This is a genomic window from Mesorhizobium sp. WSM4308 (assembly GCF_002294905.1).
Taxonomy (GTDB): Bacteria; Pseudomonadota; Alphaproteobacteria; order Rhizobiales; family Rhizobiaceae; genus Mesorhizobium.
On record NZ_NSFW01000014.1, the window covers coordinates 91982 to 114013 of the forward strand.

Sequence of the window (22032 nt, forward strand, 5' to 3'; positions counted from 1 at the left end):
CGCCATCGCGGCCAGCTGTTTGCTCAATTCCGCTGTTTGGTATCGGATATCACTCCATACCTTTAGGCACAACAAGGCCGAACGCTTCATCAACCCGCGAATCTGATTGGATATGTGCAAACACATCTTGAGAAGCTAGCGCCGCGCACCGATGAGCGTGCGGAATGGCATGCTGGAACCTTTAACCCGAGCCTCTCGATAGAAGCCGACTTCGGCCAGATGGTTGTAGCGATGCCAAAAGCTCCTTCAGGTACGCGAGTGGTGCGTGCGGCCCAATATCTGGGCATGTCGAAAGAGCACCAGACCTACTGGATCGGCAACCAGGAAGATGCCATCCGCGACTATGCGATGTAATGGGCTACGAGATCGGCGCCACTTACGAGGACGACGGTCGGCCAATGGCCGCCCAAAATAAGGCCACTGCAGAGACCATCGTTGTCTATGATGATAGCCGCTGGGGGCGATTTCAGAACATAGTGCGCCGAGCGGTTCATGAACAACGGCAGCGACGGCTCCGATACCGCCCCGGTTCGACCTGGCCGAAGCGCACGGCCGCCAGATTGACCTCGCCGATTGGCGCAGTTGTGACCCGCGAACCGTCGCAAGCCTCCAGCGCGAACGCTAAGGCACTGTCGTGGTTATGGACGAGCGTCGTAGATCTGCTCGCAACTCCTGAGCTTGCGGATCTCGACCATTGCCGAAGGTTCGCTCTCGCAAACTAAGCGGTTTTCTGGAAATGCCACGACGCTGGAACCTCCATGTCGATGGCTAGTTCATCCCTGACTCATGACATGGGAGAAAACGACATGACAACCTCGGACGAGAACCCCCAAGCCCCACAATCCAAGTCTCCATCACGGCCTGCCACGCCATCACCGTCCACCCAGAAGGTCTCCGGCGCCGGGCCCGCTCTTTCCGAGCATTCCAAGGACGCCAAGGCTCCGAAGAGCGGGCGACAGCCGGGGGCATACGTCAAGGACTGAGCCGAAAGACCAATAGCCTTGGAGTCATCCCATGCAGATTCTTGAAACGGTCGTCGAAAACGGACCCTTCCCCACAGTCCGGTTCCTGGGCGAAGGCGGCGAGGCGATTTCCGTTTCACTCGCCTATGACAACGCCCTCGATGACGTGCAACTGATTGCGAAGGCAAAGGTGCTGCTATTACACGCGGCCACGTTCGATGAAACCAGCCCCGCCGACGACGCGAGGATGCGAAGTCAGCCGGAATCGGGCCGCGACGCGTCTTATACCCTCGAGTATCAGGACAAGGGTCACGTGCAGGAGCTCGCCGGCCTTTCGTTTCCCACGCTGCAAGCGGTCTTGGCCGAATGCCGGCGTTCTGCGGCCGACCGGTGGCAGGACGCGCGCTCGCGTGGTGAAGCGCCGGTCGGCTGGGCTAAGGATGCAAGCGGTGCGGTCGTCGCGACGGTCGATTATGAGGATTTTCGCACATCAGACGCGGACGTGGCTGGCGTAGGCGAGCCAACCTCATCGAACTCCTAGCCATGTCGTGCCGATGCCGGCGTTATGGGCGGCAATGATCCCGTGGAATTCCCGATGATCACACGCAAGAAAAGCGGGCGTTCAACGCTATAGCTGATCGAAATAAGCAAGCCCGAGACGTATTCGCTGGCCCTCTGCGTACGCCAGGGCGAATGCCTCCAATTCGAATGATCGGATTATCTCTTCGTCGCCGTTGACCACGCGGACGAACCATTCTCCGCAGACTTGGATCATTTCAACGCAAGGGCCGACCTGGTCATTGGGGCTTATGGTCACGTTATCCATCGCAAGATCCTTAGAAAGCAATGGGGAAACATCGATTTATAAGGGTCGCTCGCAGCCGGGCTCAATATCAAATGTGTGTCGGTGCGTAGGCAGGAGATCGGCGATAAGGCTCGGATCGAGGGGATAATGCTGACCCCGAAGAAGCGGGGAGTGGGCGCATCTCCCGGAAATGTGAATCCCAGCACACAGGCGGAACATTCGCACTGCCTGGCAGTTCTAGTTTGGTTGGAGATATCCGATTTTCCTGGTGGCATTATGTCCGTGTTGGCGTTCGAATTGGTCTATTTTGCCGGTCTGACAAGCCACGACCTGCTAGGCGGTGTCGTGTCCCTGCTGGCATGCCTCGTACTCGTCAACGTCATGGCAAAGGATAGCCCAAATCAATAGAAACTCGCGCTCGGCAAGGGCGTTTGAAAGCTCGCGGCCGAAGCGTGTGTGAAGTGATTTTTCGAGGCGATCAGGCCTCGCAAGAGGCCAGACCAGCCTTCAGGTTGACCATCCTACCTGGGCCGCGCCGGCCGCTTGAGAAGCCGGCGAACACTTTCCTGTTGTGTGCTCTAATAGAATTCGAGGATTCGAAGCGCCCCTAACGGGCTTAGCCTACGAGGCTCGCTTCCGGAGCGGCCGGCCACGGTGGGGCTTGAACCCGACCGAGGCCTTGTGTGCGATTACCCCGTGTCCGACCGTCAGTCGTTATCGCAGTACGGGAACATATTAGTAACTCGAAAGTTTGCGGCGTGGGGGAGCAGCGCTCGCATGCGCGTCGGCCCCTCGTCGATTCTTAAGTTGCGGACGCACTAACAAAATGAAGATCGCCCAGATTGCTCCTCTAATGGAGTCCGTTCCTCCCAAGCTCTATGGTGGTACAGAGCGCATCGTTTCGTATCTGACCGAGGAGTTGGTTCGACAGGGCCACGAGGTGACGCTGTTCGCCAGCGGCGACTCAAGGACGTCGGCCGAACTTGTGGCGTGTTGCGACGTTGCGCTACGCCTGAGCCCAGAGGCAAGGGACCCTGTCCCCTGTCACGTTTCGATGCTTGAGCAGGTGCGCAGATGGGCGGAAGCCTTCGATGTACTGCATTTTCATGTCGACGTTCTCCACTTTCCGGTCATTAGAGAGTTTAGCAGCCGAACCGTTACGACGCTTCATGGCCGCCTTGACCTCCCGGATCTCTCACGGCTTTATGCGATGTTCGACGACGTTCCACTGATCTCGATCTCCGATGATCAGCGCCGACCGATGCCGCCGGTTAATTGGCTCGGAACGGTTTATCACGGCTTGCCGGCTGGTATTCTACCCTTGCGTCAGAAGGCCTCGAGCTATCTGGCGTTCCTGGGCCGCATCTCACCGGAAAAGGGCCCGCTGGCCGCGATAGAAATCGCCGCCCGCGCAAGAATGCCGCTGAAAATCGCGGCCAAAATCGACTCGGTTGATCGGGCGTTTTGGAGAGAACGCGTCGAACCACAGGTGCTGCGAAATTCAAACGTTGAGTTCATTGGCGAGATCAATGAAAGGCAGAAGGCGGAGTTCTTGGGCAATGCGGCAGCGTTGCTGTTCCCGATTGACTGGCCGGAACCGTTCGGCCTCGTGACTATTGAGGCGATGGCCTGCGGAACTCCTGTGGTGGCGTTCAACCGCGGAGCCGTTCCTGAAGTCATCGATGATGGGGTGTCGGGATTTATCGTGGAAAATATCGCAGAGGCTGTGAAGGCCGTGCATCGGATAGGTGACCTCGACCGCTCTCGGGTGAGGAGAACTTTTGAAAAGCGATTCACTGCCCAGCGCATGTGCGCCGACTATATGACGATCTATCGCTCGCTCACGGGCGACAAGCAACGTCCCTCCGAAAAAATAGCTATGCTGGAAACATAGCTGCCCAGGCGGCCGAACCGGCATAAAGCGATCGGCTTGATATCAAGTTTGATTGCTCAAAATCCAAAATTGGCCAATCATACGACACGGAGTCGAAAGAGCCTCTTTGCGGTCAAAGCATGTGCTCGCCGAGGCAGGGCGCTGGTGACGAATTCGACGTCGGCGACGATCGACAAGCATGTGGGCTAAGTCTCTTTCGAACGGGAGAGCTGACATGAGCGCTGAAATCGAAGATCGCAAGCTAGACCCAGCTGTGGCGCTGCCGGCGATAGATGAATCGGCACCACGCGAGCCTCATAGACAATTTGCGCTCAAGCATGAGGACTGCTTCATCGTCGCGGACAGCTACGGCGACATACGTGGCACCGGCGATGGCCTTTTCCGCGACGACACGCGCGTACTATCGCGCTTCCGTCTGTTCATCGGCGGCCGCATTCCATCCCTGCTTGGCGCCTCGCTTTCCCAGGACAACATACTGTTTACCGCCAATCTCACGAACTTGGCCACCACGGGGCCCGACGGTCGTGAAACGCTACCGGGTGTCGTGCACGTCGATCGAACACGGTTCATCTGGCAAAATCGCATGTTCGAGCGGGTCACCTTCACGAACTACTCTGGGCGCGAAGTGCTCCTGCCCGTGAGATTCGACTTCGACGCTGATTTTCGTGATATGTTCGAGGTCCGTGGCACTACGCGCAGCCGCCGCGGTCACGCTCATGACGCGCTGATCGGCGAAGCAAGCGTCATGTTTCGCTACGAAGGCCTCGACAATTTGGCGCGCCAGTCGATTATCTCGTTCTCGACGCCGCCTGACCAGATCCAATCCAACCACGCCGTGTTCTTCATTGTAGTGGGCAGGCGTGACGCAAGAGCGCTGTTTGTAGAGGTCGGTCACGACGAAGAAGTCCCCTCCAGCGACCGCTTTCGCGCCGCGGCGGCCCGAGCACGTTTTGCCATGCGCTCGAAGCGGCGTCAGGGAGCCACCGTCTTCAGTTCGGGCCGCGTGTTCAATGACTGGCTTACGCGCACGCGCGCCGACATAGCACTGCTGACCACCGATCTTGAGACCGGACCGTATCCTTACGCCGGCATTCCATGGTTCTCGACCGCTTTCGGTCGCGACGGCGTCATTTCGGCCCTTCAGATGCTGTGGCTCAACCCAGAACTTGCCCGCGGGGTCCTGGCATTCCTTGCCCGATATCAGTCCACCGAGACTTCGATATTCGATGATTCCGAACCCGGCAAGATCATGCATGAAACGCGCAAGGGGGAAATGGCGGTGCTGCGCGAGCTGCCGTTCGGCCGCTACTATGGCGGTGTCGATACGACCCCGCTCTATGTTTACCTGGCCTGTTCCTACGCCGATCGCACTGCCGATGAGGTGTTTGTCAATCGCATGTGGGATTCGCTGTGTGCGGCCGTAGGATGGATAGAGGACGTTGGAAAGCGTAACGGCGAGGGCTTCGTGACCTACAGCAGGGCGGCGGACACTGGGCTTTTCAACCAAGGCTGGAAGGATAGTGCCGACGCCATATTCCATGCCGACGGCACGATTCCGAGGGGACCGATCGCCCTGGTTGAGGTACAAGGCTATGTCTTTGCAGCCTACCAGGGCATGGCTACACTGGCAGCCAGACGCGGCGACACGGTCAAAGCAGCGCGCTGGAGCGCGCTGGCAGAAAGTATCCGCAGCGCAGTGGAGAGGCATTTCTGGATGCCGGACCACAATTTCTACGCCTTGGCCATAGACGGGGAAGGCAAGCAATGCGCGGTGCGCGCCTCTAACGCTGGTCATCTGCTTTATGTCGGGCTGGCATCGGCGGAGCGGGCGTCATCAATAGCCGAACAGCTCTTTTCGGGTCATCTCAACAGCGGTTGGGGCGTGCGCACCTTGGCCGACGACGAGGTGCCATTCAATCCGATGTCCTATCATAACGGCTCGATCTGGCCGCATGACACTGCCATCTGTGCCGCTGGGCTCGCCCGCTACCAAGAGCGTGCCGGTGTCGTGAAGCTCATGAGCAGCATGTTCGAGGCCGCGGTTCGGTTTAATATGCGGCTTCCCGAACTATTCTGCGGGTTCACCCGGGCAATTGGCGATGCACCGGTTGCCTACCCTGTCGCTTGTCTGCCGCAGGCTTGGTCGGCGGGGTCGGCCTTCATGATGCTGCAAGCCTGTCTGGGAATTCGGATCGACGGGTGGAACCGTACCATCGAGGTCGACCGTCCACGGTTGCCAATAGGCATCGACAATATCGTCATTCGTCACCTGGCCGTAGGGGAGGAGAAAGTCGACCTCACTTTCGAGCGCGTCGGTGACCACATTGTTTGTTATCTCGATGAGCGGCATGAAGGGCTCGTGCCGCTGGAGGTGCGCTCCTAGCTTGCCGGTCGCTGAAATTCTTTTGTACCCCGACATTCGAACTGAGCCCTAGAGCCGCGACTGTCGAGAGGGTCAAGGCAATCGAGCGTCGCCTGGTCGTCGATAATCTGGCTTTGCCGTGATCGCGAGACAGCCTAAAGCTTCTGCTGCAGATTGCACTGATATCGCTCGGGATCTCCTGAGCTGAGACGTGAGCAAAGCCGGGCGGAATCATCAGAGTTCCCAGCACCAGCCCAACGCAGAACCGGTTCTTCGTAACAGGCCCCACGTCGGCGTCATTGCGGCCATGCCAACGCCGAACTGCGATTTGCGCGGTTCGTTTCGTCCGTTGAAAAATAGGTTTCCAAACATGGCTCGTTGAACCGAACGCGCAAGTTTTGCTCGATCTGCAGTTAGGCCGTGCCGCGTCGATCTCTAGCGCCACTGGAAGGGCGCCTGACGTCATCCTATTCGCGGAGATCAAGAATGTCGGGCAACGGGCGTGGAGGCCAAAGGATGGCGCCAAGGCCTAGACACGGTCGATTTGGGCGTTGGATTTCCCGTCACCTTACACCGCAACGGGCCTAAGAAAATTCGAGAGGACCGGCATGCGTGGGACTGAACAAATTGCTCGCCATCGACTTGGCGCGGCGCACGGATAGTCAAGGACGAGCGTTCACAGCGCCCGCCAATGAAAGCGGCCGGATCAACGAGCCCTGCCATTCACCTGCAGCTGGCCAATTTTATCGCTGATACGCACCGGGGCCGGCTCTTGTCAGGACGTAGGTGCGCGATAGTTTTTGCAGGTGGGGGGCGTCAATCGACGGGAGCCTACCATGAAACATCAAACGCTAGACCAACTGCAGACAATCGCGAAGGTTCAGCCTTTGTCGACGTATCCGTTCATGACTCGCCAACAGCGCATAGAACGTTGGGCAGCGCTGCTGGAAAAAGACCCAGATCGGTGCCTGGGTGCCCTTACCGGCACCGAGCATCTGAAGCGGGAGGCCCGTGATTCTTCACGCTGTCAGGGCTCGCCTATCACTGTGGCCTTTGATGATCCGGTGTTGCGGGAGCTGGGCCTGCGGGATGATTCTTATGGAGAAGCCAAGCGGTTCTTCGAACTGACCGACTGGCAATTGCATAGCATCGTCTGCAGTTGCCACGTCGGCACAACATTTAAGGCTCAGTGGGCCGCCGCGCGGGTTCGCAAAACGATCGGTGGCAATAAGTTCCTTGAATGGCTGAGCGAGAAACTGTGGCACTAAAGCCTTTCGATAGTCAGGTGGATGCTAAGGTCGATGGTACCGCTTGGGGTTGGAGATACATCGTCGTTGCGGTCATTACGGTCGGCATAGCTGGGAATCCATCGAGTACCCACATCAGGACCTAATGTGATGTGATCCGCATACAGTTGCAGTCCGCCGCGAAAAAGCGCTTCCCTATGAGACTGCCCGCTGTCCTCGGGAGCGGGCTTTTTCTTCTGACACCGGCCCGGCAGTTGAAGCAGGACGCTGACGAACCAGGTACTGCCGGCACGTGCGCGAGCAAAAGCTTGGCCACGTCCAAGACGCGAGGCAATGCGCGCTCTATCAGGCTGGCAGGAGCCGCAGACAGCCGTTCGGGACGCGAATTCGTTCGCTCTTATGACCGCTGTGTTGGAGACTGCTCAAACTGACCACGAAGATTAGCACGACGTTTGGAGCGTGCAGCGTCCTTTTCCTGGGTTGCGCTGCTGTGTGAAGTCAGTGACACTCGTTCGAGCCGCGCCATCGTCGAGGTGACGCGAGCCAGATGGCAGACTTAAAGTATGAAGGACTGCCGGCCACCGAAGCGAGATTTCGAGACCACCTGCTTTACTGAGGCAGCTAATTATCGATTAGCGCGCCTGCGACTCCTTGGCGACCAGCCAGAGGTCAAAATGAGAGATGCTTCAAACACCTTTGCCCCATTTTCGCCCCGCACTTTGACCGTCAGCTTGAAAAGATCGCGGTCGGGCATCTCGTCGCGCGCGACATCCTGGAGGACGCGTAAGGCCTCGTCCCTGGCCCTTTCCTTGGAGGCAAATAACTGGCCCTCCTCGTCCACCACCTGCCCCTCGCTGTTGTAGACGTCAAAGAAATACCGGATCATTCAACGCTCATCTGCAAAGCACCTACCTCAATACCCCTCCTTCGATCTGGTTCCTCTTCATGCTGGCATGTTAGGTGAAATGCAGGCAGGATTTAGACTATCTGCCGTCGGGGAATAAAATCAGGCTACAGACATTGAGAATGCTTGAACCGCTGTACTTGCAGCCCGGCCAGCACAATGGTCTTTCTGATGCCGAAAGGTCGATGCTGGCAGAGGTTCGTATCGGGCAGAAAGAATTTTCCGTCGGGGACCTGGTGTCGGTGGGCCGCGACCAATCTACAGCCCGTTGCTCGTTGGGGGGCCAGCAGCGCGCTGCAAAGTTATCGAGAACGGTGGCAGACAATTCACGTCCTTGCAGGTACCCGGAGACGGCGCGGTCGAACCTTAGCGCTCCACGCGGTCTTTAATCAGTTGTCGGCGCCCGGCTTCAGCTGGGCCCGATGTGCGATATCGTCTTCATCATCGTGCTCGATCAGATCGATCAACCCTGCGACCCGTGTTCCTGGCAATGCGCGTCCCTGGCTTATCAACGCCTCATCCCCGACCGTCCATGCCAATGCCTCTCTCAACTCTTCGAGCGAGGCACCGGACGCGATGATTTCCGCAATCGTTGAGTCGTCGATCGGTCCAAGGACCGAGACGACGTCTTGGCGTGTCATGGTCATACTTACCTCCACTTGAAATCCCAACAGAGCAAATGGGTAGTGGTCGGGGCGCTTGCCAGCAGCTCTTCGAAACGGTCGCCAAAATGGGTGTTAAAGACGACTTTGACGCGGCGGAAATCGATTCCCAACTCATCTTTGTCGGTCGCCGTGCAAGGGGCCGACGTGTCAGGAAGCGCCAGGCTTCTTGGCGTTCCCTCGTATCTATGTTGCTCCAAGGAGGATGTAGCTATGAGAACGAACGTGGACTTTTCCCCCTTCTATCGGTCGAGCATCGGCTTTGACCGCATCTTCAACCTGCTCGAAAACGCCAGTTCGCCACAGAATGCGGACAACTGGCCGCCTTACGATATCGCCAAGCTCGGCGAAGACACCTACCGAATTGTCCTAAGCGGTGGCCGGTTTCGGTGAAAACGAGCTTATGATCCTGGCGCTGAGGCCGTTCGCGCGCCAATTCGAACTGGCCCACCATGTAACCATAGTCGGGGCGAAACTCGAAAACGGTCTGCTGATCATCGACCTCAAGAAGGAAATTCCCGAGGAGATGAAGCCGCGCCGCATCGCGATTAATGTCGAGACCGACAAAAAGGCGGCCTCCAAGCGCATTGAAAGCGCGGCGGCCTGATCTTTGGCGGTCGGCCTGCAGAAGACACCTCGTCCTGTCGTGGGTGGGATCCGGGTGCGACCCATAAAACGAAAAGGAGAAGGACAAATGAGCGTACGGAACTTGATTCCCTGGAGCCGTGGCGGCAGCCAGGCACCGAGCATTTATCGCGGTGACGACATGGATCCGTTCCTGTCGTTGCACCGCAATGTCAACCGGCTATTCGACGAGGTGTTCCGCGGTTTTGACACACCTTCGGTTCTGGGCCGCGTGCCCCCTCAACGGGACTTGGCCAAGCGTGGAGTTCTCGGAAACCGATAAGGAAATCCGGGTGACGGCCGAAATCCCGGGCCTCGATGAGAATGGCATCGAGGTCATGCTGGATGATGGTGTCCTGACGCTTCGTGGCGAGAAGAAGGCAGAGACCGAGGACAAGGATCGCCAGTGCTTAGCCCCGACACTCGCAGATAGCGAGGATGGTGAAATGACGCCCAACAGTGAAAGAGCGATCATGGGATGCTGAATCAAGCTTGCCCCAGTATATGCTGGCGCGGTGAGAAGCTGCAATTCCTCGATTGCCGGGCAAATGCCACCCGAAGAGGCCCGGCAAGCATTTGTCAGCTTTGCCAGAATGGCAGGGGTGCTGGCACAATCCGATCATTCCGCATCGGCTGGAGCTGATGAAAAGACGCCGGTTGCTCCGCGCGAATCCTGATCTGCCAATCACCGCTCATGCATGGTGCCAAGGGCAAGCTGTCGGCTTGAACAGCCGCAGAACGGCGTACTCCCGCCGCCGGTCTGACCGGTATGAAGACGAGACAGGCCGTCAGCTGTCTTCCGACCCAGGCCTGACCAGTTGGAGCACAGGGCGAGGGGTCTGTTCCTCGCCCACCTCAACAATCGGCAGTGCGACAAAGTCGGGCGGACTGGTCAACCGTGGCTGCAAGAAAACCGGATGCAACCCCTCTCCCCGTGGCGCTGCAAGCTCATGAAACTGCAACAGCGATATCTTCATGGCGCTATTCCCGTATATCTTCCCTGTAGCGGCAACGTCGCAAGTTGGCGCTCGTTTCATGCCGCCGAAGAAAATCTCGCCAGGACCCGTGCGCGATGAGGATATCCGGTCGGTCACTGCCAGGCCACGCTAGCTCCTGTTCGCCAGCGCCTCGAGAAATGACTTCCTCCATTGTGCCGCGTCATTGCGCCGGATGCTCTCAATCAGGGCACCGTGCCTTGCAAGTCTTTCCTCGAGCGGCATGGCCAGCGCTCTTGCTATCGCATCGGCTACCTCGTCGACAACATAGGGGTTAACGATCAAGGATTGCGCAAGCTCTTCAGCGCGCCTGCAAAACGCGACAATACGAGGACCCCGGGATCGGCTGGATCCTGGGCGGCTATATATTCTTTTGCGACGAGGTTCATTCCATCTCGAAGGGGTGTGACCAGTCCGACCTGACTGGCCCGCAACAGACCGGCCAGCCGCGAGCGCGGAACGGTGCGGTGGATGTAGCGGATCGGCGTCCAGGTCAGATCCGCATATTTTCCGTTTACGGAGCCAGCGGTTGCCTCGAGCTGAGCGCGTATTTCCGCATACGCTCCCACCTCTTCTCGCGTGGGTGACGCTATCTGCAGATAGGTTACCGCCCGCTCGTGTTCGGGGTGCCTTTCGAGAAGGCGCGCAAAGGCCTGCATGCGGCCGGGCAGTCCCTTGGAGTAGTCCAGCCGGTCGACGCCGATAATCTGCTTGAGACCAAGAATCTGGCGGCGCATGGAATCGATCTGGACATCCGCGGCCGCCTCGTTAGCCATACGTGCGAAGGCGTCGACATCGATGCCTATCGGAAAACTGCTCGACAGCACGGTTCGGCCATTGCTTTTGGCCACGCCGCCGATGTCGAAGGTTGTCGAACTTGTCGCCCGAACGGAGCGCCGAAAATTTGTCACGTCCGTCGCGGTCTGGAAACCCAGCACGTCGTATTGGAGCAGATCAGCGATGAGTTCTCCGTGGTCAGGCGTGGCGACAAACAGGTCCGGCGGCGGGAACGGTATATGGAGGAAAAAACCGATCCGATTTACGAATCCGAGCCGGCGCAACTCCGTAGCCAACGGGATAAGATGGTAGTCGTGAACCCAGATCAGGTCGTCATTGCCTGATAGCAGTCGTGAGAGCGCCTTGGCAAAGCGCGCATTGATCTGCCTGTACGCATGCCGAAACTCGCTGCGGTGTTGTACAAGGTCGAGCCGGTAATGGAAAAGCGGCCACAGCGTACTGTTGGCATAGCCGTTATAGTAGAGCGAATACTCCTGCTGCGGCAGCGTCAGTGCGGCCGTCTCGATCTTGCCCACGCGTTCGAGGTGGATCAGCGGTTCGTCGCTCGCGGCTGAATCATGGTGCCCGACGCTTGCCCCTAGCCACAGCCCTCCACGCTCGGCCAAGGCATCGACGACGCCCACTGCAAGCCCCCCGGCTTGTGCCAGATCGCGTACATTCCCCAGCCGATTCGAGACGACAACCAGACGTCGCGATATGGCATTATTGGTGGTCTGTCGATCGCCCAACGCGGCCTCACGCTCGGCGAAATCGCTAACCGTCTGCGAAGCTTCGGTCTGGGTTTCGTTCGGTGCCTGCAATACGAGAAATCCTAAGCCTGAAGATCGCCTGAGAACGGTCCGCCCATGCGATTGTTCCACGCAATTTGTTCTATCTCTTCGATTGAGCGCTACACCAGTACCCGGCTCAATTCTGCCGGTCACGGGAGCAAACGCTGACCACAGCTGGCCTTGCATTAGCGGGCGGACCTGGCTGCGGACTGTGAAACGCCAAGGCGAGGAGCGTTCCCGGCTTTCAGCGTTTTCGTTGGATAAGATCGTCTGAAGCAGTTCATGCCCGCCTGGATGGCCTATGACATGAGCCTGATGGGCGAGCGCTTCTTCACCGAAGGGATGATGCCTGAGGCCGGCGACGTCTGGCACCGTACTGCGCCTAAGGGCCGCGCGCTGCGCCCATATCGCGACTTCGCCTCAGCGATCGCTGCTGCCGCCTGATGGAAGACGAGGGGACTTCGAGAGGATCATTCCACGGATCTTTTCGACCGACCCGTGCGGATAAAATCCGAAGGCGAACCTCGCGTTGACGCGCTAGCCGGATCGATCCAGCAACGTGCGAATGGCCAAACACTTGAAACGTTCGACCGCTCTGCGGGGCCAGACCAGACACTGGCGGACCTCACGGGCCTCCTTCGATCTCAACGAATGACCCCGGAAGTTCGCCACGGACGACGGAACAAACTTTCCCCAAACTGGTTGGAAAGCCAGGTTGGGATCAGGAAATGAATGCCTCCAGCATCATCACGCAAGCCGGTACGCTGACAGCGAGGCCATGGGCATTTCTGGTCCTGGTGGTCTACGCTGTGCTGTGGATCGTTTTCGAACGCAGCAGCTTTGATTGGCACGGCGCCGCGACATTGGCCACCTGGGCGATGACCCTTTTTATACAAAGAGCCGAGCATCGAGACACCCAGGCCATACAGTCAAAATTGGACGAACTGCTGCGCGCCAACAGCGCGGCTAGAGACGAACTGACACAGATCGACAAGAAGGAACCAGAGGAGATCGAGCGCCAGCGGGAGGCCGAGCGCCCCCAAGCGGGAGATTGAAGATTGGCATGCAAGGCCCAAATCTGGTCACCTCGCCAAGGAACTGCAGCTATCCGGCGCTGCCGATGGGCTGCCCTTTAGGCTTTGTAGGCCCGCACCACTGGCGAAGCGATGCGGGCCTGGCCAAGGCTTCCCGCCCATGGCCAGCAGCGCGAGGGGACGCTGCCGCCATATGTAACTGGTTGTGGAAAATCAGGTTCCGCCACCCACCTGAAAAAGGCCCGCCACCGATCGGCAGCGGGCAGGGTCTGGAGTGGCTAGGGATCAACCCAGCACGACGCCAACGAGCGGCGGAGGGTTTCGTTGCGTCTGTATGCTGGAAGGGGCAGGGGAGGGGTAAGCGCCAGAGAGCAGGAAGCTCTCCCGGCGGAGTGGCGGGTCGAGTTTTCGGCGACGGGTTGAAAGCGGAAGGAGAGGCCATCGGCGCCGGTCGCGGAGAACCATGACGACTTTCCAAAGCAATCGGGGCCATGCTGTCGCCGAGCGTTCGAACCTCTATGATGAGATCAAATCACCGAGGAGACAATTCCCATGAAAGCGATCGTAGTGACGGACCAGGCTGCAGGAACGGCCGGAATGAAGCTGGTGGAGCGGCCCGAGCCAAAGGCGGCAATAAACGACGTCGTCGTACAGGTTCATGCAGCGGGATTCGTCAACACCGAACTGGAATGGCCTTCGACCTGGGCCGATCGAGCCTTCCGTGACCGGACGCCGTCGATCCTCGGCCATGAGCTGGCCGGTGTGGTCACTGCACTGGGTTATGGCACAACGGGGCTGTCGGTCGGGCAGCGGGTGTTCGGCCTTGCGGATTGGCATCGCGACGGCACGCTGGCGCAGTATGTAGCCATGGAGGCACGCAACCTCGCGCCGCTGCCGGGCGACGTCGACTTTACGGTGGGCGCGAGCCTGCCGATCTCGGGCCTGACCGCGTGGCAGGGGCTGTTCCAGCATGGCCGCCTTCGGGCGGGGCAGAGCGTTCTCGCGCATGGCGCGGCCGGTGCCGTCGGCTCGGTCGTGACGCAGCGTGCGCGAGAAGCCGGCGCCTACGTCATCGGCACCGGACGCGCCGCCGACCGTCAGAAGGCGCTCGACTTCGGCGCAAATGAATTCGTCGACCTCGGGAACGACACCCTGGAAGACGTCGGCGGCGTTGATCTGGTGTTCGACGTCATCGGCGGCGATGTTCAGAAGCGGTCCGCTGCGCTGATCCGGGCCGGAGGAACGCTTGTGACGGTCGTCGGACCGACGAATGTTCGACCTGCAGATGGCCTGACGGTTGACTTCGTCGTCGAGGCTGATCGCGCCCAGCTATCCGAGATAGTTCAGCGGGTCCGGAACGGGAGACTGCGGACGAATGTCGGCAAGGTCTCGACTCTCGACGACGCTGTTGCGACCTTCAACTCGACCGAGCGCCGCGTTGGAAAGACGGTTATCCGCGTCCGTCCGTGAGGACTCTTGAGGAGAGAGGATGGTTTCTCTCTCCCCGATTACCGTTGCACCAAACAAGCAACGAGGACATGGGAAGCAGAAGGCGCTTTCACGCTCCAGTGCGAGCGCGGCCAGACAACCCGGCCTCGACGATCGCCCGGCGGCTCAATCAGGAAGGCATGGTGAACGACCCCCCAACTGGATCGCGTTGGAGGGCTGTTCGCAACAACGGGTTTACGAAAATGGCTTCCGTTCTCCCCGGCCACGTGCCTTTCGCAAATTGACGTCGAGACGCGCTTTCAACGTGCTCCAGCGCTTCTCCTCGTCGTCCGCGCGGCGCTGGACGGCCGCCTGATCGTTGTCGATTTCGGTGATTATTTCCGCGTGCTCGCGCTCCGCGTCGGCCAGCGCTATCTCCGCCTTTTCCACTGCCGCCCTGCGCCGCTCCTTAGCCTTCGCCGCGGACGCCTCCTCCTTTTGGCGCTCGCTGTCACGCCGCTGCCGCTCCTTTTCGTATTTGGCTGCCGCGCGGCGCTCGGCCTTCTCGTCCGCGGCCTTGGTCTTGCCAGTACTGGGTTTTTTCGCGTGTGGCTTTCTGCTTTGCTCCGGCGCATCGTCTAGGGTGGCTGGCAGGTCAGCGTGTTCATTGAACGGCCCGTTCGTCCCCAGCGTCCGCCGCAAGACGACGCCGGGCTTCTTCATCGCCGCCGCGATGACTTTGGGATCGTCGGACACGGTCGCGAATCCCAGGTGGAATAGGTTGATGCCAGACCCCCAGGCTTCGAGCGCCGCCTTCATGGAAGGCGCCGCGATGGCGAGATCGTAGAAGCCCTGAGAGGTCTGAAAGACTTTGAGCTTGCGCGGCATGCAGCTTCGGTGCCTCCTTCGTTCAAGCTGAAGCGCCGGTTAGTCCATTTCCTTTTCCGCCTTTGGCAGCCAGCGCCAGACTCCAACCACGTTGACAACCAGGAGGATAACATTCTGGACAATCAGCGAGGCCTTGCTTTCCAGCCATCCGTCCGCTGACCAGGCAATAGCAGCGACGATGAATATCACAAACCCCGCGAAAGTGATGCGCGCGTTCCAATTCACGGCGACGAGCGCCGCAGCCAGGATCGTCGTCGCGGCTGCAAATGCTCTCAGCACCATCATCGGGTCCATCGCTATCCCTTCTGCCGAAAGACCGCCCGCTAGAGCGGGCGGCCCATTCTTTCGTCGCGGCCTCAGGCCGCCTTCTGGTTCACGCTGTCCAGCGCCATCTTGTTCAGCTTCTGGTCCGTCGCCTTTTCCTCGTCGAGGTTCTGCTCGATCACGGAAGCGCAATCGTTGCGGCCTAGCTTCTTCGCCCATGCAATCAGCATGCCGTAGCGTGTGATCTCATTGTGCTCGACGGCCTGTGCGGCGGCGGTGGGCGCTGCGTCAAGGATCTGGTTGTCGTCGACGTCGCCGGCGACCTCGCTTGCTTCCTTGCGAATGCCGTCGATCGCACGACAATCGACGGCCTTGGCCTGGACGCCATTCATCTTGAAGATCTTCTCCAGGCGCACGACCTGGTTCTTTGTCTCGGCAAGGTGAGTTTCGAAACCGTTTTTCAGGGACGGCTCGGTTGCCTTCTCGATCATGTCCGGCAGTTTCTTCGCGATCTGCCGTTCTGCGTAGCAGATATCCTGCAGGGTGTGTACGAAGAGGTCGTTCAGCGTTTTGATGTCTTTAGTGAAAAAGCCCAAGATGTCCTCCGAGGTGTCTTTGACACCAAACTAGCAGGCAGGCGGTGAGTTCCTTCGTGAGGAATTTCCCGATGTAGCCGGCCACCCATCTGGCAATCCGCCGCCGCGAACGCTCAGGACGCCCTGCGCTCCAGCTTTGTGCCGGGCCATGCTTCCAGCAAGGCGTCCACTCCACCTGCTCGCAGAACCTGTTGAGGTAGGCGCCCATCATGGCATCATGAGTTTCGTCGGCGGAGCTGCAGAGAGCATCTGTCAGGAGGATGACCCGAAAGCCCCAGTCGATCGCACAAAGGATCGGTGCCAGACACAACTGGAACGGCCCAAGTCTCTCCCGACTATGCAGCGCGATTTGAGAGGTGCCGCCTGCTCGACAGATAGCGGAGCAGTGCTGGCAGCTTCATGGCATTCAAAACACTCTTTGCCGGCACGCCGCCCTTCCGGGCCGTCTCCACGCCCCAATGCATATGATCGAGTTCGCCGATTGAATGGGCGTCGGGATTGATGCTGAAGATGCAGCCATGGGCGAGGGCTTTCTCATGCCAGCGCCAATCGAGATCCAGCCGCCAGGGATGAGCGTTGATTTCAACAGCGACGCCGAATTTTGCGCAAGCCCTCAGTAATTTGTCGATGTCGATCTCGTAACCTGGCCGACGAGTGAGTTGCCGGCCCGTCATGTGGCCTAGAATGGTCGTGTAAGGGTTCTGAACCGCCCGTATGATTCGATCGGTCTGGTCCTTCTTCGTCATCCTGAAGCGGCTGTGGACACTGGCGACAACGAAATCAAAGGTCGCAAGAATCTCATCGGGATAATCGAGAGAACCGTCCGCCAAGATGTCGGCCTCAATGCCTTTGAGAATCCGAAATTCTTTCCCGTAGGACCTGTTCAACCGGTCCGCCTCGCGGTGCTGCTCTTCGATCTCCTCGATGGACAGGCCGCCGGCGTAGTGCGCGGACCGCGAGTGGTCGGCCACCCCGAAATACTCGAAGCCACGTTCCCGCGTAGCGTTCGCCATGGCCGCCAAAGTCGCGGTGCCATCCGAGGCATCCGTGTGGCAGTGAACGATTCCGTGCAGATCAGCATCGCTGACAAGCTTCGGAAGCTTGTTCCTCTCTGCTTTCTCAATCTCATTGCGGCCCTCGCGCAGTTCCGGCTCGATGAATTGCAAGCGCAGCGACTCGTAGATGTCCGCTTCGGTTGCCGACGCGATCAGCTTCTTTCCATGATAGAGACCGTCCGGCCGCAGCTCCATTCCCAGCTCTTTTGCGCGTTCGTGCAGCAACCTGACATGCTCAGCCGAGCCCGTCGCATTGAGCAACTGTGCGCCAAAATGCCTTTTGTCGGTAATGACGAGGTTCAAGCCGCCGCTTGGCTTGTTCTCGGCTGGTTGCTTGGCTTCCGCGACAACCGCCAGATCGGAGACAAGTTCGCTGCCGCGGCGGAAATCGCCGGCGACCTGAAGCTTTACAAATTCAGGATGCCGCCGCCTGAGGATCTCCACGGCATGCTCAAGCAGGGCAGCTGCCTTGTGCAGATGCAGCTGCGTTTCGGCGGATCGTGCAATCGCAAGATTTTGCAGCACCTTTGTCTGCAGCGAGGCGCCGAGACCCTTTGTCTTGGCGATCAGGCCGTCCTTGGCCGCGGCCTCCAAGTCCTCAAGCGATGAAACGCCGAGCGACTGGTGAAGCTTGAGGATCTTGTCAGGACGCAGTCCCGGAATCGAGAACAGTTCGAGCACACCTTCAGGCACATCCTTGCGGAGCTTTTCGAGGCTTGGATGCGAACCGGTCTGGTGAAGCGTCGTAATAATATCGGCGATCGCATCGCCGATCCCTCGGAGCTCCGTCAGCCCGCCTTCCGCGATGATTCGCTCCAGGGGTTCCGACAACGCGCGGAGGCTGTCGGCCGCACGCAGATACGCCTTCGCCCGGTAAGGATTTCCACCCCGCAGGGAGGAACGCTGAGCATACTCCCGGAGCAAACGGGCTACGGACTGGGTATCGAGCCTTGCCATGACACGAAAACGATCTGGCTACGATCGCGTTCCAGCCGTGTGGCTAGCGGGCCGATGATTATCACACCCGAAGTCATTCATCCGCTCGGATACTTTCATGGCGCGCCTACGAAGGCCGCGTGGGGCGCGATCGCCGACGAAGGTAGCTACCGATGACGCGCGAAAACGCATGGCGGACCTTTCTCGGTTTTCTTGGTGAGTTTGATGCTCTGCCTGGCCTTGGCCGGACATTCCGCCGTCTCTACACAATCGAAATTCCATATGGCAGGGGCCATTGGCAACTGAGGGCGACAACCTCAAAGGAGGGAGAGATGGTCTTGGCCATCTCTCCCCCGCGATTGTCGCCTGCGACAGAGCGAGGCCGCCCGCTCGCAAGGCGGCGCTGACCAGTCATCCGCCGAATTGACCCGATCCGTCCCGCTCGCCGCGCAGCCCAGCTCCGCTCGCCGGCATTCGCCCCCCTCTCTGCCGCGCGCTCACGCGCCCCCGGAAGGCATGCCGAGGGGCATGCCTTCGGCATTTTACGGGAAAGGACCAGAACCATGACCATCCATGCAAGGAGTGCGGAAACCACGATTGCCGGCGTAAGCGGCTCGGAGGTTTTCATTCCGCTAAACAGGTTGAAGAAGTCGCCTCGCAATGCGCGCAAGACGCCGCATAGCGAGGCCACCATCGAAGCCTATGCGGCAAGCATCGCCGCCAAAGGCATACTGCAAAACCTTGTGGTCGAGCCTGAGCTTGACGGCGAGGGCGCAGAAACGGGCTTCTATCTCGTCACCATCGGCGAAGGCCGCAGGCTGGCGCAGCTTTTGCGCGTGAAGCGCAAGCAGATCAAGAAGAACGAACCGATCCGCTGCGTCATCGACACCGAGAACGATCCGCATGAGATTAGCCTGGACGAGAATGTCACGCGCGAGAACATGTCGCCTGCCGATCAGTTCGAAGCGTTCCGGCGGCTCAGCGAGGAACGTGGCTGGGGTGCCGAAGAAATCGCCGCCCGCTTTGGCATCACCGCCCATGTCGTGCGCCAGCGCCTGAGGCTTGGTGCCGTCAGCCCCAGGCTGATGCAGGTCTATCGCGACGGCGGTCTGACGCTCGACCAGCTGATGGCGTTCGCCATCACCGACGATGCCGCCCGGCAGGAGCAGGTTTTCGAAAACCTCACCTACAATCGCGAGCCCTACCTCATCCGCCGCGAACTGACGCGAACCCATGTCGCGGCTGGCGACCGTCGCGCTGTCTTCATCGGCGGGCCGGCCTACATTGACGCGGGCGGCATGATCATCCGCGATCTGTTCACCGATGATCGAGGCGGTTTCTACGACGATCCGGCGTTGCTCGACCGCATGGTCATCGAGAAGCTGCAAGGCATCGCCGAAACGGTCAGGCAAGCCGAGGGCTGGAAATGGGCTGACGTCCATATCGACTTTCCGCATGAACATGGTCTGCGTCGTCATTACCCGCAGCCCGTGGTTTTGTCGGAAGAAGATGAAGCCGCCTATCGAACGGCATTCGATATGTTCACCCAACTGACGGAAGAATGGAGGAGCGCGGAGGAATTGCCCGACGATGTCGATCAGCGTTTCGGCGAGCTTGAAACCGAGATGGAGCGCGTCGATGCACTGCGCCACGCCTACGACCCGGAGGTCGTCGAGCGCGGCGGTGTGTTCGTTGTGCTCTCCCATGACGGAACGGCGCGCATCGAACGCGGCTTCATTCGTGCCGAAGACGAATTGCCCGCACCGGAAGCAGGCGGCGAAGGCTACACCATCAATGGTGATGGCGAGATCATCGAGGCGGATGCCACTTCGGACCCCAATCATGGAAATGATGAAGACGCGGAGGAGGACGGCAAGCCGCTTTCCGATCTTCTCGTCCGCGACCTGACTGCCCACCGCACGCTCGGCCTTCGCCTTGCGCTCGGCGAGCAGCCGGACATTGCCCTCATCGCTGTAACGCATACGCTTGCCGCGCAGGCCTTCTATCAGGGCATGGAAGCCCATTGTCTGGAAATCCGGCCGACGAGCACGTATCTCGGCGGCCATGCCGATGGCATCGAAGACACCGCAGCGGCCAAGGCGCTGGCGGATCGTCATGCCGGCTGGGCAACGGATATCCCGGCCAATGTGGCAGACCTGTGGGGCTTCATCGGCGCGCTTGATCCTGCCAGCGTCATGGCCCTGTTTGCGTACTGCGCCTCGCTCACCGTCAATGCCGTCAAGCAGCCCTGGGATCGCCGGCCGCGCGCCCACGAGACAGCGGATAGGCTGGCGGCAGCGCTTGGGCTCGACATGACGGCACATTGGACGCCGACGGTGCGCACCTATCTCGGGCGGATCACCAAGGCGAACATCCTCACGGCAGTCGAGGAGGCTGCGGGCAGTGAAGCGGCGGAAAGGCTTGCGGCGTTGAAGAAGCAGCCGATGGCCGAAGCGGGCGAGCAGTTGCTGGCCGGGACCGGCTGGCTGCCCGTGCTGCTGCGGACCGTGGAGCCCGCGACGGTTGCTGACCCGCTAGATATCGAAGCAGGGGACACTATCGCGGGCGAGGCTTCCGCAGCCGACCAAGTATCCTTGGACGATGCACATGCGGCTTATTCCGAGCGCGACGACGCGAGCGAGGCAGGTGAGGGCTTCGACGTCGCTGCCGAATGAATGACAGAATCCGGAGCCGCAAAAGCGGCTCCGGTCACCCGTTAGAATTCTCCGGCCACGCTGTTCAGCGTGGCCGGGGACCTCGAGCGCACAACATCGAGGACAAGGCAAGGCGGTGGCGGCTCCTCTCATGGCGATGCCTCGTCCACCACGTTTCTGTTTCTGCTTGAGGAATGGCACGACGGTCCATCGGTTCAGCTTGACGCGTATTCGCCCTGTTTGATCTCGACCATGCCCGCATTGCATCATGCGGATAAGTCCCCTGGGTCGTTGAGAGGCTCGGGGTGTGATCCTCTGACCCTCAGGGATGCCGTGTCTGCATCCATGCCGCACTGACGACGTAACCGCCAGCGCGAGCGTCCTGACTTGATTTCCATTGAACGGCGGCGGCAATCGCCGCCTTGCCGCCAAGAATGAGCGGGGTTTCAGATCGGCCCAGGAGCGTGCGCGGTCCAGATGAGAAGCACGACCCCATGACCATTGCGGCGGTTCCTCCTCATATGGCGGCGGGCCACACCCACTGCGTCCTCGAATGGATTGGGTCTGACCGAAGACCCGGCTTCGCCTCGATCGTCTTCCTGCAACGTCCAACGTTGGCTTTTTTCCGCCGCCGGCCCAAAAGGCCGGCTTTGCATCGCGAAACAAAAAAGCCAGCGCTGGCCGCCTTCCACTCCGTTCCAGCCCGAAGGACCACCCCATTGCGCAGGCGCAACGGGGCCCCGGTGGGTGCAGACCGATCGTCTCCGGTCTCAAGACCTCCATCGAGGACGCGATGGGCGCGGCCCGATCAAACGGAAGGAACCACCACAATGGCTACCATCGGCACGTTCACCAGCACCGCCAAGGGCTTCAAGGGCTCGGTCAAGACCCTCAACCTCAACGTCAAGGCAGTCGATTTCGTCCCCGCCGAAGGGGACAATGAAAAGGGTCCGGACTACCGCATCTTCGCCGGCGCCACCGAATTCGGTGCGGCTTGGAAGAAGACCTCGCGAGAGGGCCGCGACTACCACTCCGTCAAGCTCGACGATCCGAGCTTCCCCGCTCCGATTTACGCGAGCCTGGTCGAGACCGAAACCGAGGGCGAATTCTCCCTCATCTGGTCCCGCCGCGCCGCCGAGTGAAATCGGCACCAA

General features: G+C 59.7%; 19 protein-coding genes and 4 pseudogenes. 13 read left to right on the forward strand and 10 right to left on the reverse strand.

Features of this window, described 5'->3' with window-relative positions; translation table 11 throughout:
• Positions 1-114: 114 nt before the first annotated feature.
• Together CK227_RS36850 and CK227_RS24365 are read left to right on the forward strand one after the other, a co-directional pair.
• Complete coding sequence (locus CK227_RS36850) at positions 115-354, forward strand: hypothetical protein (protein ID WP_179296512.1); 240 nt, start codon at positions 115-117, stop codon at positions 352-354.
• Between the two features lie 660 nt (positions 355-1014).
• The gene (locus CK227_RS24365) at positions 1015-1503 is read left to right on the forward strand and encodes a hypothetical protein (protein ID WP_095774601.1); all 489 of its coding nucleotides are present in this window, start codon (positions 1015-1017) and stop codon (positions 1501-1503) included.
• Between the two features lie 87 nt (positions 1504-1590).
• Here the strand turns inward: CK227_RS24365 and CK227_RS24370 are convergent, their stop codons facing one another.
• Positions 1591-1788, reverse strand: coding sequence for a hypothetical protein (locus CK227_RS24370; protein ID WP_095774600.1), 198 nt, complete (start codon positions 1786-1788; stop codon positions 1591-1593).
• 805 nt (positions 1789-2593) lie between these two features.
• Between CK227_RS24370 and CK227_RS24380 the strand changes: the two genes are divergently transcribed.
• The 3 genes from CK227_RS24380 (at position 2594) to CK227_RS24390 (ending at position 7291) form a co-directional block, all read left to right on the forward strand.
• A complete protein-coding gene (locus CK227_RS24380; protein ID WP_095774598.1) occupies positions 2594-3661 on the forward strand; it encodes a glycosyltransferase family 4 protein in 1068 nt (355 codons plus the stop codon).
• A 214-nt stretch (positions 3662-3875) separates the two neighbouring features.
• Positions 3876-6044 (forward strand): amylo-alpha-1,6-glucosidase, encoded by a 2169-nt coding sequence (locus CK227_RS24385; protein ID WP_095774597.1) that lies wholly within the window; start codon positions 3876-3878, stop codon positions 6042-6044.
• A gap of 815 nt (positions 6045-6859) precedes the next feature.
• The gene (locus CK227_RS24390) at positions 6860-7291 is read left to right on the forward strand and encodes a hypothetical protein (RefSeq protein ID WP_095774596.1); all 432 of its coding nucleotides are present in this window, start codon (positions 6860-6862) and stop codon (positions 7289-7291) included.
• Between the two features lie 604 nt (positions 7292-7895).
• Here CK227_RS24390 and CK227_RS24395 read toward each other — a convergent pair.
• Together CK227_RS24395 and CK227_RS24405 are read right to left on the reverse strand one after the other, a co-directional pair.
• On the reverse strand, positions 7896-8156 hold the full coding sequence (locus CK227_RS24395; protein ID WP_095774595.1) for a hypothetical protein: 261 nt from the start codon (positions 8154-8156) through the stop codon (positions 7896-7898).
• Positions 8157-8563: 407 nt separating this feature from the next.
• Positions 8564-8821: a hypothetical protein gene (locus tag CK227_RS24405; RefSeq protein WP_095774594.1), complete on the reverse strand. Its 258-nt coding sequence runs from the start codon at positions 8819-8821 to the stop codon at positions 8564-8566.
• 228 nt (positions 8822-9049) lie between these two features.
• Here CK227_RS24405 and CK227_RS24415 point away from each other — a divergent pair.
• The 3 genes and pseudogenes from CK227_RS24415 (at position 9050) to CK227_RS24425 (ending at position 10137) form a co-directional block, all read left to right on the forward strand.
• Positions 9050-9443: pseudogene (locus CK227_RS24415) on the forward strand (Hsp20 family protein).
• A gap of 87 nt (positions 9444-9530) precedes the next feature.
• Positions 9531-9945: pseudogene (locus CK227_RS24420) on the forward strand (Hsp20/alpha crystallin family protein).
• Positions 9946-10137, forward strand: a complete 192-nt coding sequence (locus CK227_RS24425; RefSeq protein WP_095774592.1) for a DUF982 domain-containing protein — start codon at positions 9946-9948, stop codon at positions 10135-10137.
• A 429-nt stretch (positions 10138-10566) separates the two neighbouring features.
• Here the strand turns inward: CK227_RS24425 and CK227_RS37400 are convergent, their stop codons facing one another.
• The gene (locus tag CK227_RS37400) at positions 10567-10740 is read right to left on the reverse strand and encodes a trehalose-6-phosphate synthase (protein ID WP_245433492.1); all 174 of its coding nucleotides are present in this window, start codon (positions 10738-10740) and stop codon (positions 10567-10569) included.
• Positions 10737-12053 (reverse strand): trehalose-6-phosphate synthase, encoded by a 1317-nt coding sequence (locus CK227_RS37405; RefSeq protein ID WP_245433493.1) that lies wholly within the window; start codon positions 12051-12053, stop codon positions 10737-10739. Before CK227_RS37405 ends, CK227_RS37400 begins: the two co-directional genes overlap by 4 nt.
• A gap of 240 nt (positions 12054-12293) precedes the next feature.
• On the opposite strand from CK227_RS37405, the pseudogene CK227_RS24440 reads away from it, so the two are divergent.
• From CK227_RS24440 to CK227_RS24450, 3 genes and pseudogenes are all read left to right on the forward strand, one after another.
• Positions 12294-12467, forward strand: a pseudogene (locus CK227_RS24440) (NmrA/HSCARG family protein); the annotation flags it as partial.
• Between the two features lie 284 nt (positions 12468-12751).
• The gene (locus CK227_RS24445) at positions 12752-13078 is read left to right on the forward strand and encodes a low affinity iron permease family protein (RefSeq protein ID WP_095774590.1); all 327 of its coding nucleotides are present in this window, start codon (positions 12752-12754) and stop codon (positions 13076-13078) included.
• Between the two features lie 531 nt (positions 13079-13609).
• Positions 13610-14527, forward strand: a complete 918-nt coding sequence (locus CK227_RS24450; protein ID WP_095774589.1) for an NADP-dependent oxidoreductase — start codon at positions 13610-13612, stop codon at positions 14525-14527.
• A gap of 213 nt (positions 14528-14740) precedes the next feature.
• On the opposite strand, the gene CK227_RS24455 is transcribed toward CK227_RS24450, so the two are convergent.
• From CK227_RS24455 to CK227_RS24475, 5 genes and pseudogenes are all read right to left on the reverse strand, one after another.
• On the reverse strand, positions 14741-15373 hold the full coding sequence (locus CK227_RS24455) for a cell envelope biogenesis protein TolA (RefSeq protein ID WP_095774588.1): 633 nt from the start codon (positions 15371-15373) through the stop codon (positions 14741-14743).
• A gap of 39 nt (positions 15374-15412) precedes the next feature.
• Positions 15413-15667: a hypothetical protein gene (locus CK227_RS24460; RefSeq protein WP_095774587.1), complete on the reverse strand. Its 255-nt coding sequence runs from the start codon at positions 15665-15667 to the stop codon at positions 15413-15415.
• Positions 15668-15729: 62 nt separating this feature from the next.
• On the reverse strand, positions 15730-16233 hold the full coding sequence (locus CK227_RS24465; RefSeq protein WP_095774586.1) for a DUF892 family protein: 504 nt from the start codon (positions 16231-16233) through the stop codon (positions 15730-15732).
• A gap of 169 nt (positions 16234-16402) precedes the next feature.
• Positions 16403-16537 (reverse strand): annotated as a pseudogene (locus CK227_RS37410) (cysteine hydrolase); the annotation flags it as partial.
• Positions 16538-16568: 31 nt separating this feature from the next.
• Entirely contained in the window at positions 16569-18245 is a 1677-nt protein-coding gene (locus CK227_RS24475; RefSeq protein ID WP_095774585.1) for a DNA polymerase/3'-5' exonuclease PolX, read from the reverse strand.
• Positions 18246-18787: 542 nt separating this feature from the next.
• Between CK227_RS24475 and CK227_RS24480 the strand changes: the two genes are divergently transcribed.
• On the forward strand, positions 18788-20899 hold the full coding sequence (locus CK227_RS24480; RefSeq protein ID WP_095774584.1) for a ParB/RepB/Spo0J family partition protein: 2112 nt from the start codon (positions 18788-18790) through the stop codon (positions 20897-20899).
• Between the two features lie 809 nt (positions 20900-21708).
• The gene (locus tag CK227_RS24485) at positions 21709-22020 is read left to right on the forward strand and encodes a DUF736 domain-containing protein (RefSeq protein WP_095774583.1); all 312 of its coding nucleotides are present in this window, start codon (positions 21709-21711) and stop codon (positions 22018-22020) included.
• The last annotated feature ends 12 nt before the right edge of the window (positions 22021-22032 follow it).

Bases quoted from the DNA above. Each gene is read 5' to 3' on its own strand.
- CK227_RS24480 (WP_095774584.1), top strand. From the start codon at position 18,788: ATGACCATCCATGCAAGGAGTGCGGAAACCACGATTGCCGGCGTAAGC.
- CK227_RS24390 (WP_095774596.1), top strand. From the start codon at position 6,860: ATGAAACATCAAACGCTAGACCAACTGCAGACAATCGCGAAGGTTCAG.
- CK227_RS24455 (WP_095774588.1), bottom strand. From the start codon at position 15,373: ATGCCGCGCAAGCTCAAAGTCTTTCAGACCTCTCAGGGCTTCTACGAT.
- CK227_RS24450 (WP_095774589.1), top strand. From the start codon at position 13,610: ATGAAAGCGATCGTAGTGACGGACCAGGCTGCAGGAACGGCCGGAATG.
- CK227_RS24445 (WP_095774590.1), top strand. From the start codon at position 12,752: ATGAATGCCTCCAGCATCATCACGCAAGCCGGTACGCTGACAGCGAGG.
- CK227_RS24395 (WP_095774595.1), bottom strand. From the start codon at position 8,156: ATGATCCGGTATTTCTTTGACGTCTACAACAGCGAGGGGCAGGTGGTG.
- CK227_RS24365 (WP_095774601.1), top strand. From the start codon at position 1,015: ATGCAGATTCTTGAAACGGTCGTCGAAAACGGACCCTTCCCCACAGTC.
- CK227_RS24385 (WP_095774597.1), top strand. From the start codon at position 3,876: ATGAGCGCTGAAATCGAAGATCGCAAGCTAGACCCAGCTGTGGCGCTG.
- CK227_RS24485 (WP_095774583.1), top strand. From the start codon at position 21,709: ATGGCTACCATCGGCACGTTCACCAGCACCGCCAAGGGCTTCAAGGGC.
- CK227_RS24370 (WP_095774600.1), bottom strand. From the start codon at position 1,788: ATGGATAACGTGACCATAAGCCCCAATGACCAGGTCGGCCCTTGCGTT.
- CK227_RS24405 (WP_095774594.1), bottom strand. From the start codon at position 8,821: ATGACCATGACACGCCAAGACGTCGTCTCGGTCCTTGGACCGATCGAC.
- CK227_RS24475 (WP_095774585.1), bottom strand. From the start codon at position 18,245: ATGGCAAGGCTCGATACCCAGTCCGTAGCCCGTTTGCTCCGGGAGTAT.
- CK227_RS24380 (WP_095774598.1), top strand. From the start codon at position 2,594: ATGAAGATCGCCCAGATTGCTCCTCTAATGGAGTCCGTTCCTCCCAAG.
- CK227_RS24460 (WP_095774587.1), bottom strand. From the start codon at position 15,667: ATGGACCCGATGATGGTGCTGAGAGCATTTGCAGCCGCGACGACGATC.